Origin of the sequence: Parvibaculum sp., assembly GCF_045863935.1 — a bacterium.
Taxonomy (GTDB): Bacteria; Pseudomonadota; Alphaproteobacteria; order Parvibaculales; family Parvibaculaceae; genus Parvibaculum.
Genome location: NZ_BTVP01000065.1, coordinates 1 through 9,218, shown reverse-complemented (window position 1 = coordinate 9,218; position 9,218 = coordinate 1). Strand labels below are relative to the sequence as shown.

Below are 9,218 nucleotides of genomic sequence, written 5' to 3'. Positions count from 1 at the left end.
GGGGGTGTAGCTCAGTTGGTTAGAGCGCCGGCCTGTCACGCCGGAGGCCGCGGGTTCGAGTCCCGTCACTCCCGCCATTTTCTCCAAAACGCCGGCTTCGATGCCCGCCGCGACTCTGCTTCGTCGCAGTTTGCATGCTTTGTTCGGAGCACTTTGCAAAGGCCGGAAAACCAACGGCTTTTTGCTCCGGCAACCGGTGTGCTGGCCTTTGATTTTGCAGATGCGAGGTCTATACTGCGCGCCGAATTGGGAGGCCGCTTGCGGGTGATTTCGCACCCGGTTCGCACTGGCGGTGCGAGCGCGGAGACAGTCCCGGCCGGGGGCATCTTGCACCGGTACCTTGTGAGGACAATTCGATGGAAGACCTGCTGCTCGAGTACCTGCCCATACTGATCTTTATGGGCCTGTCTCTCGTCGTGGGTCTCGCGCTCCTGATCGCGCCTTTCGTCGTCGCACCGAGCAAGCCCGATCCCGAAAAGCTCGCCGCTTACGAATGCGGCTTCGATGCTTTCGACGACGCGCGCATGAAATTCGACGTGAAATATTATCTCGTCGCGATCCTCTTCATCATTTTCGACCTTGAAGTCGCCTTTCTCTTTCCCTGGGCGGTTGCCCTCGGGGATGTCGGCCTCTTCGGTTTCTGGTCGATGATCGTCTTCCTCGCCGTGCTGACGATCGGCTTCACCTATGAGTGGCGGAAGGGTGCTCTGGAATGGGAGTGACGAATCCTGACAAGGTAATCTCCAACACGCCCGGCGTGGTCGAGCAGGAAGTTTCCGTGCCGGCCTGGCAGGACGATACCTTCTTCCGTCAGGCTTCCGATGCGCTCGCCGACAAGGGCTTCGTGCTGACGACGGTCGACGACCTCATCAATTGGTCGCGCACCGGCTCGCTCATGTGGATGACCTTCGGTCTTGCCTGCTGCGCCGTCGAGATGATGCAGACCTCGATGCCGCGCTACGACGCGGAACGCTTCGGCGTCGCTCCCCGCGCGAGCCCGCGCCAGTCCGACGTGATGATCGTCGCCGGCACGCTGACGAACAAGATGGCGCCCGCGCTCCGCAAGGTTTATGACCAGATGCCCGAGCCGCGTTATGTGATCTCGATGGGGTCATGTGCGAATGGCGGCGGCTACTACCACTACTCTTATTCCGTGGTGCGCGGCTGCGACCGGATCGTTCCGGTCGATGTCTACGTCCCCGGATGTCCCCCCACCGCCGAGGCGCTGCTTTACGGCATCCTCGCGCTCCAGAAGAAAATCCGCAGGACGGGAACGCTCGACCGCTGATTTCAAAGACAAGGGCGGTCGGCTTCCTGCTGGTTCCGCACGCCTCAAACGAACTTCGAGACCGCATCTATGGACGAAAGTCTTGCAGAACTAGGCGAACACATCCTCGGCGCGCTCGAGGATTCGGTGCTCGAATTTCGTGTCGCCTTCGGGGAACTGACGATTGTCGCCCAGGCGCAGTCGATCGCACGCGTGCTGAAATATCTGCGCGACGATCCGGCTTGCGGCTTCTCAACCCTGCTCGACATCACGGGCGTCGATTACCCAGAGCGCAGCCAGCGCTTCGATGTCGTCTATCATCTGCTGTCAATGTATCAGAACCAGCGCATCCGCGTGACGGTCCGCACCGACGAGGAGACGGCGGTGCCGAGCGTGGTGCCGGTCTTTCCGTCCGCCAACTGGTACGAGCGCGAAACCTTCGACATGTACGGCGTGCTCTTCTCCGATCATCCGGACCTGCGCCGCATCCTGACCGACTACGGTTTCAACGGCTATCCGCTGCGCAAGGATTTCCCCCTGACGGGCTATGTCGAAGTGCGCTACGACGACGACGAAAAGCGGGTCGTCTACGAGCCGGTGAAGCTCGTGCAGGAATTCCGAAGCTTCGATTTCATGAGCCCATGGGAAGGCGCGGAATATCTGCTGCCGGGCGACGAAAAGGCGGAGGGCTGATCCGATGGCCGAACAGGAACTCCGCAACTACCATCTGAACTTCGGTCCCCAGCACCCGGCCGCGCATGGCGTGCTGCGCCTCGTGCTGGAACTCGACGGCGAAGTCGTCGAGCGTGTCGACCCGCATATCGGTCTGCTTCATCGCGGCACCGAGAAGCTGATCGAATACAAGACCTATATGCAGGCGACGCCTTATTTCGATCGTCTCGATTATGTCGCCCCGATGAACCAGGAGCACGCCTTCGTGCTCGCCGCCGAAAAGCTGCTCGGTCTCGAAGTGCCGCGCCGCGGCCAGTTCATCCGCGTCCTCTATTCCGAGATCGGCCGTATCCTCGCTCACATGCTGAACGTCACCACGCAGGCGCTGGACGTCGGCGCGCTCACCCCGCCGCTCTGGGGGTTCGAAGAGCGCGAAAAGCTCATGATCTTCTACGAGCGGGCCTCTGGCGCGCGCATGCACGCAAACTATTTCCGCGTCGGCGGCGTGCATCGCGACCTGCCGCCCAAGCTGCTCGAAGACATCTACAATTTCTGCGACCCCTGCGCGCAGGTGCTGGACGATCTCGAAAGCCTTCTCACAGGCAACCGCATTTTCAAGCAGCGCAATGTCGACATCGGCGTCGTCAGCCAGCAGGAAGCGCTCGACTGGGGCTTCTCCGGCGTCATGGTGCGCGGCTCGGGCATGGCATGGGACCTGCGCCGTTCGCAGCCCTATGAGGTTTATTCCGAGCTCGACTTCGACATTCCCGTCGGCAAGAACGGCGATTGCTACGACCGCTATCTGATCCGCATGGAAGAGATGCGTCAGTCGCTGCGCATCATGAAGCAGTGCATCGAAATGATGCCTGGCGGTCCCGTGCGCTCCGACGACGGCAAGATCGTGCCGCCCACGCGGGCTGAGATGAAGCGCTCCATGGAAGCGCTCATCCATCACTTCAAGCTCTACACCGAGGGCTACCACGTGCCCGCTGGCGAGGTTTACGCCGCTGTCGAAGCGCCCAAGGGCGAGTTCGGCGTCTATCTCGTCTCAGACGGCGGTAACAAGCCCTACAAGTGCAAGATCCGCGCACCGGGATTTGCCCATCTGCAGGCGATGGATCATCTGTGCAAGGGCCACATGCTGGCCGACGTGGCCGCCATTCTCGGCTCCATCGATATCGTGTTCGGAGAGGTGGACCGATGAGCGTCAGGCGTCTCGATCCCAATCAGCCCGCAAGCTTCGCCTTCACGGCGGAGAATGCCGAGTGGGCGCAGAAGCAGATCGCGAAATATCCGCAAGGCAAGCAGGCCTCGGCGATCATTCCGCTGCTCTGGCGCGCACAGGAACAGCATGACGGCTGGCTGCCGGAACCGGCGATCCGCCATGTCGCCGAAATGCTCGGCATGGATTACATCCGCGCCCTCGAGGTCGCGACCTTCTACACCATGTTCAATCTCTCGCCGGTCGGTGAGCACTTCGTGCAGCTTTGCGGCACGACGCCTTGCTGGCTTCGCGGCGCGGACGAGCTGAAGGAAGTCTGCCGCAGGCACATCGGCCCGGAGGGCAAGGTGAGCGCGGACGGCAAGTTCTCCTGGATGGAAGTCGAGTGCCTCGGTGCCTGCGTCAATGCGCCGATGGTCCAGATCAATGCGGACTTCTTCGAGGATCTCGATGCGGCGTCTCTCGAGGGCGTTCTGAACAATCTGCGCGAGGGCAAGGCTGTGAAACCCGGTCCTCAGAACGAGCGTCATGCATCCGAACCGGCGGGCGGCCTCACCAGCCTCACCTCGGTCGGCGAGCCGCAGACGGGCGGGGGCAACTGATGCTTGAAGACAAGGACAGGATTTTCACCAATCTCTACGGGCTCCATGACTGGCGCCTGGCCGCTGCACGCAAGCGCGGCGATTGGGACGGCACGGCCGCGATCGTCGCGAAGGGCCGTGACTGGATTCTCGACGAAATGAAGAAGTCCGGCCTGCGCGGCCGCGGCGGCGCGGGCTTCCCGACTGGCCTCAAATGGTCCTTCATGCCGAAGGAGTCCGATGGCCGCCCGCACTACCTCGTCGTGAACGCGGACGAGTCCGAGCCCGGCACCTGCAAGGATCGCGACATCCTGCGTCACGATCCGCAGAAGCTCATCGAAGGCTGCCTCATCGCCTCCTTCGCCATGGGTGCACACGCTTGCTACATCTACGTGCGCGGCGAATTCATTCGCGAGCGCGAGCAGCTCCAGGCCGCCGTTGACGAAGCCTATGAGGCGGGCCTGCTCGGCGCCAATGCCGCGGGTTCAGGCTGGGACTTCGATCTCTACGTTCATCACGGCGCCGGTGCCTATATCTGCGGCGAGGAAACCGCGCTGCTTGAAAGCCTCGAAGGCAAGAAGGGCATGCCGCGCCTGAAGCCGCCTTTCCCGGCGAACGTCGGCCTCTATGGCGCACCGACGACGGTGAACAACGTCGAGTCGATCGCGGTCGCGCCGACCATCCTGCGCCGTGGCGCGGACTGGTTCGCGGGTCTCGGCCGTCCGAACAACACCGGCACCAAGCTCTTCTGCATCTCGGGTCATGTGAACAAGCCCTGCAATGTCGAAGAGGAAATGGGCATCCCGCTCCGCGAGCTTCTCGAACGCCATGCAGGCGGTGTGCGCGGCGGCTGGGACAATCTCCTCGCCGTGATCCCGGGCGGGTCGTCCGTCCCGCTCCTGCCCAAGGCGATCTGCGACGACGTGCTGATGGATTTCGACTCGCTGAAGGCCGTGCAGTCCGGCCTCGGAACGGCGGCCGTCATCGTCATGGACAAGTCGGCCGACGTCATCAAGGCGATCGCGCGTCTCTCCGCCTTCTACAAGCATGAGAGCTGCGGCCAGTGCACGCCCTGCCGTGAAGGCACGGGCTGGATGTGGCGCGTCATGGAGCGTCTGGTTTCCGGCGAAGCGGAAGTCGAAGAGATCGACATGCTGCTCGACGTCACGAAGCGCGTCGAGGGACACACGATCTGTGCGCTCGGCGATGCGGCGGCCTGGCCCGTTCAGGGCCTCATCCGCCATTTCCGGGGAACGATCGAAGAGCGCATCGCGTCGAAACGCGTCGGCGCGGCAAGGGCGGCGGAGTAGATCATGCCGAAACTCATAGTCGATGGCATCGAAGTCGAGGTCGAGAACGGCGCCACGCTGTTGCAGGCCTGCGAGGAAGCGGGCGCCGAGATTCCGCGCTTCTGCTATCACGAGCGTCTGTCGATTGCGGGCAACTGCCGCATGTGCCTCGTCGAGGTCGAGAAGTCGCCGAAGCCCGTCGCTTCATGCGCCATGCCTGCGGCCGACGGCATGGTCGTCCACACGAAGACCGAGCAAGTGAAGCGCGCTCGCGAAGGCGTGATGGAATTTCTCCTCATCAATCACCCGCTCGACTGCCCGATCTGCGATCAGGGCGGCGAATGCGATCTCCAGGACCAGTCCATGGCCTATGGCGTCGACGGGTCGCGCTTCCATGAGAACAAGCGCGCGGTCGAAGAAAAATACATGGGCCCCCTCGTGAAGACAGTGATGACGCGCTGCATCCATTGCACGCGCTGCATCCGCTTCTCGCAGGAAGTGGCGGGCGTCCCTGAACTCGGCGCCATCGGCCGCGGCGAGGATATGGAAATCACCACCTATCTCGAGCACGCGCTCACCTCCGAGCTGTCGGCGAATGTCGTCGATCTCTGCCCGGTCGGCGCGCTCACCTTCCGCCCCTTCGCCTATACGGCGCGCCCCTGGGAGCTGAAGAAAACCGAATCCATCGACGTCATGGACGCCGTCGGCTCGAACATCCGCGTCGATGCACGCGGTGCCGAAGTCATGCGCATCCTGCCGCGTCTCAACGACGACGTGAACGAGGAGTGGATTTCCGACAAGACGCGCTTCGTCTGGGACGGACTGAAGACACAGCGCCTCGACACGCCTTATGTTCGTGAGAATGGCCGCCTGCGCGCCGCCACATGGGATGAGGCTTTCGCCGCCATCGCCGCCCGCCTCAAGGGCGTTGACGGCAAGCGCGTCGCCGCCATTGCGGGCGATCTCGCCTGCGCCGAATCCATGAAGGCGCTGAAGGACCTCTACACCTCGCTCGGCTCGCCGAGCATCGATTGCCGTCAGGACGGCGCGAAGCTCGATGCCTCGCATCGCGGCGCCTATCTCTTCAACACGACCATCGTCGGCATTGACGAAGCGGACGCGATCCTGCTCGTCGGCACCGATCCGCGCAAGGAAGCGCCCATCGTCAATGCGCGCATCCTGAAGCGCGCGCGTGCAGGCGGCCTGAAAGTCGGCGTCGTCGGTCCGCGCGCCGATCTCACCTATGAATATGACTACATCGGCGCCGGCCCTCAGTCGCTGAAGGACCTGGGTTCCTTCGGCGACGTCCTGAAAAACGCGTCGCGCCCGATGATCGTTGTCGGGCAGGGCGCACTCACGCGGAAGGACGGCGCCGCCGTTCTCGCCGAAGCGCTGGCGCTCGCGAAATCCGTCGGCGCCGTTTCCGCTGAGTGGAACGGCTTCAACGTGCTGCACACGGCCGCCGCCCGTGTCGGCGGTCTCGATCTCGGCCTTGTGCCGGGCGAGGGGGGACGCGATGTCGAGGGCATTCTCGCTGGCGCCTCGAATGGCGAAATCGAAGTCGTGCATCTCCTTGGCGCAGACGAGATCGACATGAACCGTCTGGGCAAGGCCTTCGTGATCTATCAGGGCACGCATGGCGATGCCGGGGCGCATCGCGCCGACGTCATCCTGCCGGGCGCCGCCTACACGGAAAAGAACGCCACCTGGGTCAACACCGAGGGCCGCGTGCAACTCGGCCGCCGCGCCGTTTTCCCGCCGGGTTCCGCCCGCGAGGACTGGACGATCCTGCGGGCGCTTTCGGGCGTGCTTGGCAAGCCTCTGCCTTACGACGATCTCGCGGCGATCCGCGCGGCGATGGTGGCCGATGCGCCGCATTTCGCGATGGTGGATGTCGCGGCACCGGTCGCGGATATGCCGTCGCTGTCTGGAGGCGAGCTTGATGCCGCGCCTTTCGAAACGCCGGTTCGCGATTTCTACATGACCAATCCGATCGCGCGTGCGAGCGCCGTCATGGCCGAGTGCTCGGCCGGCCGGGCCGCCGCCGCGCGCATCCAGGCGGCCGAGTGACGGGAGCAAAGGGGCAATGACAGACATTCTCGTCGCATACGGAATACCGCTGGCGATCATCGCGGCCCAGTCGCTCGCGCTCATCGTCGCGATCCTGCTCGTCACCGCTTACGTGCTGCTGGCCGACCGCAAGATCTGGGCGGCGGTTCAGTTGCGCCGGGGCCCGAACGTCGTCGGCGCTTTCGGCCTGTTCCAGTCTTTCGCTGACCTGCTGAAATTCGTCTTCAAGGAAATCGTCATTCCGGCAGGCGCGAACAAGGGCGTCTTCCTCATCGCGCCGCTCGTCACCGTCACGCTCGCGCTCTCCGGCTGGGCCGTGATCCCGCTCGATGCGAAGATGGTCATCTCCGACATCAATGTCGGCATTCTTTACATCTTCGCCATCTCCTCGCTGGGCGTCTATGGCGTCATCATGGCGGGTTGGGCGTCGAACTCGAAATACCCCTTCCTCTCCGCTCTTCGTGCCGCCGCGCAGATGGTTTCCTACGAAGTCTCCATCGGTTTCGTCATCGTCTGCGTCTTGATGACGGCAGGCTCGCTCAACCTCTCGAAGATCGTCGAGGCGCAGGAGACTGTCTGGTACTTCATCCCGCATCTGCCGATGTTCGTGATCTTCTTCATTTCGGCGCTCGCCGAAACGAACCGCCCGCCCTTCGACCTCGTCGAAGCGGAATCGGAGCTCGTCGCCGGCTTCATGGTCGAATACTCCTCCACGGCCTATATGATGTTCATGCTGGGCGAGTATGTGTCGATCCTGCTCATGTGCGCGATGACGACCATTCTTTTCCTCGGCGGCTGGTTGCCGCCCATCGACATCGCTCCCTTCAACATGGTGCCGGGCGTCGTCTGGTTCCTGCTGAAGGTCTTCGCGGTCTTCTTCATGTTCGCCATGGTCAAGGCCTTTGTGCCGCGCTACCGCTACGACCAGTTGATGCGTCTCGGCTGGAAGGTCTTCCTTCCGTTCTCGCTCTTCTGGGTTGTGCTGACGGCGGGTGTCCTTGTCGGCTTCGATCTTGTGTGAGGGGCAGGGACAATGAACGCAATCAAGGGAAAGGACTGAGATTATGGCCTGGCTGGATCAGTCGGTGCGGTCTCTCTTCCTCGCCGAATTCGTTTCGAGCTTCTTCCTCGCCATGCGCTATTTCTTCAAGCCCAAGGCGACGTTGAACTATCCCTTCGAGAAAGGGCCGCTCTCTCCGCGCTTCCGCGGCGAGCATGCGCTCCGCCGTTATCCGAACGGCGAGGAACGTTGCATCGCCTGCAAGCTCTGCGAGGCGATCTGCCCCGCGCTCGCCATCACCATCGAGGCGGGCCCCCGCCGCAACGACGGCACACGCCGCACCACGCGCTACGACATCGACATGACGAAGTGCATCTATTGCGGCCTCTGCCAGGAGGCCTGCCCGGTCGATGCGATCGTCGAAGGGCCGAATTTCGAATTCGCGACGGAAACGCGCGAGGAACTGATGTACGACAAGAACCGGCTGCTCGCGAATGGCGACCGCTGGGAACGCGAGATCGCGACAAACATCGCGCTCGACGCGCCATACCGCTGAACCGACGGGCTGAGGGACAAGAGATCAGATGATTGCCACCGCCATCGCGTTTTATCTTTTCGCGGCGATAACCGTCGCCGCGGGCTTCATGGTGATCGCGGCGCGCAATCCCGTGCACTCCGTGCTGTTCCTCATCCTTGCCTTCTTCAATGCGGCTGCGCTCTTCGTGCTCATGGGGGCGGAGTTCCTCGCGCTCATCCTCATCATCGTCTATGTCGGCGCGGTCGCTGTGCTCTTCCTCTTCGTCGTCATGATGCTCGATGTGGACTTCACGGAACTGCGCGAGGGCTTCCTGCAATATCTGCCCGTCGGCGCGCTGGTCGGCATCATCCTGCTGATCGAACTGCTGCTGGTGCTTGGCGCGTGGGTCATTTCGCCGGAGGCGGCGGGCATCGCTGCGGCACCCACGCCCGCCTTCACCGATATCGACAACACGCGTGCCCTCGGCCAGATCGTCTACACGCAGTACGTCTATCCCTTCCAGGCCGCGGGGCTCATCCTCCTCGTCGCCATGATCGGCGCCATCGTGCTCACGCTGCGCCACAAGCCGAACGTCAAGCG

General features: G+C 62.9%; 10 protein-coding genes and 1 tRNA gene. All 11 read left to right on the top strand.

Going from position 1 to position 9,218, the window contains the following annotated elements:
• A tRNA-Asp gene (locus ACKUUH_RS16695) sits at positions 1–77 on the top strand.
• Positions 78–356: 279 nt separating this feature from the next.
• Complete coding sequence (locus ACKUUH_RS16690) at positions 357–722, top strand: NADH-quinone oxidoreductase subunit A (protein WP_407951019.1); 366 nt, start codon at positions 357–359, stop codon at positions 720–722.
• A complete protein-coding gene (locus ACKUUH_RS16685; RefSeq protein ID WP_407951018.1) occupies positions 713–1,288 on the top strand; it encodes a NuoB/complex I 20 kDa subunit family protein in 576 nt (191 codons plus the stop codon). Before ACKUUH_RS16690 ends, ACKUUH_RS16685 begins: the two co-directional genes overlap by 10 nt.
• 69 nt (positions 1,289–1,357) lie before the next feature.
• Positions 1,358–1,960 (top strand): NADH-quinone oxidoreductase subunit C, encoded by a 603-nt coding sequence (locus tag ACKUUH_RS16680; protein WP_407951017.1) that lies wholly within the window; start codon positions 1,358–1,360, stop codon positions 1,958–1,960.
• Positions 1,961–1,964: 4 nt separating this feature from the next.
• A complete protein-coding gene (locus ACKUUH_RS16675) occupies positions 1,965–3,143 on the top strand; it encodes an NADH-quinone oxidoreductase subunit D (protein WP_407951016.1) in 1,179 nt (392 codons plus the stop codon).
• A complete protein-coding gene (nuoE, locus tag ACKUUH_RS16670) occupies positions 3,140–3,763 on the top strand; it encodes an NADH-quinone oxidoreductase subunit NuoE (RefSeq protein ID WP_407951015.1) in 624 nt (207 codons plus the stop codon). The genes ACKUUH_RS16675 and nuoE overlap by 4 nt, the downstream gene beginning before the upstream one ends.
• Positions 3,763–5,052, top strand: a complete 1,290-nt coding sequence (gene nuoF / locus ACKUUH_RS16665) for an NADH-quinone oxidoreductase subunit NuoF (RefSeq protein ID WP_407951014.1) — start codon at positions 3,763–3,765, stop codon at positions 5,050–5,052. Before nuoE ends, nuoF begins: the two co-directional genes overlap by 1 nt.
• A 3-nt stretch (positions 5,053–5,055) precedes the next feature.
• Positions 5,056–7,101 (top strand): NADH-quinone oxidoreductase subunit NuoG, encoded by a 2,046-nt coding sequence (gene nuoG, locus ACKUUH_RS16660; protein ID WP_407951013.1) that lies wholly within the window; start codon positions 5,056–5,058, stop codon positions 7,099–7,101.
• Positions 7,102–7,117: 16 nt separating this feature from the next.
• Entirely contained in the window at positions 7,118–8,122 is a 1,005-nt protein-coding gene (gene nuoH / locus ACKUUH_RS16655; RefSeq protein WP_407951012.1) for an NADH-quinone oxidoreductase subunit NuoH, read from the top strand.
• 43 nt (positions 8,123–8,165) lie between these two features.
• Positions 8,166–8,657 (top strand): NADH-quinone oxidoreductase subunit NuoI, encoded by a 492-nt coding sequence (gene nuoI / locus ACKUUH_RS16650; RefSeq protein WP_407951011.1) that lies wholly within the window; start codon positions 8,166–8,168, stop codon positions 8,655–8,657.
• 28 nt (positions 8,658–8,685) lie between these two features.
• On the top strand, positions 8,686–9,218 hold a 533-nt coding region (locus tag ACKUUH_RS16645; RefSeq protein ID WP_407951010.1), incomplete at its 3' end, for an NADH-quinone oxidoreductase subunit J.

What these genes read in the sequence shown, in the direction of transcription:
- ACKUUH_RS16690 (WP_407951019.1), top strand. Translation starts at nt 357, where the DNA reads ATGGAAGACCTGCTGCTCGAGTACCTGCCCATACTGATCTTTATGGGC.
- ACKUUH_RS16685 (WP_407951018.1), top strand. Translation starts at nt 713, where the DNA reads ATGGGAGTGACGAATCCTGACAAGGTAATCTCCAACACGCCCGGCGTG.
- ACKUUH_RS16680 (WP_407951017.1), top strand. Translation starts at nt 1,358, where the DNA reads ATGGACGAAAGTCTTGCAGAACTAGGCGAACACATCCTCGGCGCGCTC.
- ACKUUH_RS16675 (WP_407951016.1), top strand. Translation starts at nt 1,965, where the DNA reads ATGGCCGAACAGGAACTCCGCAACTACCATCTGAACTTCGGTCCCCAG.
- nuoE (WP_407951015.1), top strand. Translation starts at nt 3,140, where the DNA reads ATGAGCGTCAGGCGTCTCGATCCCAATCAGCCCGCAAGCTTCGCCTTC.
- nuoF (WP_407951014.1), top strand. Translation starts at nt 3,763, where the DNA reads ATGCTTGAAGACAAGGACAGGATTTTCACCAATCTCTACGGGCTCCAT.
- nuoG (WP_407951013.1), top strand. Translation starts at nt 5,056, where the DNA reads ATGCCGAAACTCATAGTCGATGGCATCGAAGTCGAGGTCGAGAACGGC.
- nuoH (WP_407951012.1), top strand. Translation starts at nt 7,118, where the DNA reads ATGACAGACATTCTCGTCGCATACGGAATACCGCTGGCGATCATCGCG.
- nuoI (WP_407951011.1), top strand. Translation starts at nt 8,166, where the DNA reads ATGGCCTGGCTGGATCAGTCGGTGCGGTCTCTCTTCCTCGCCGAATTC.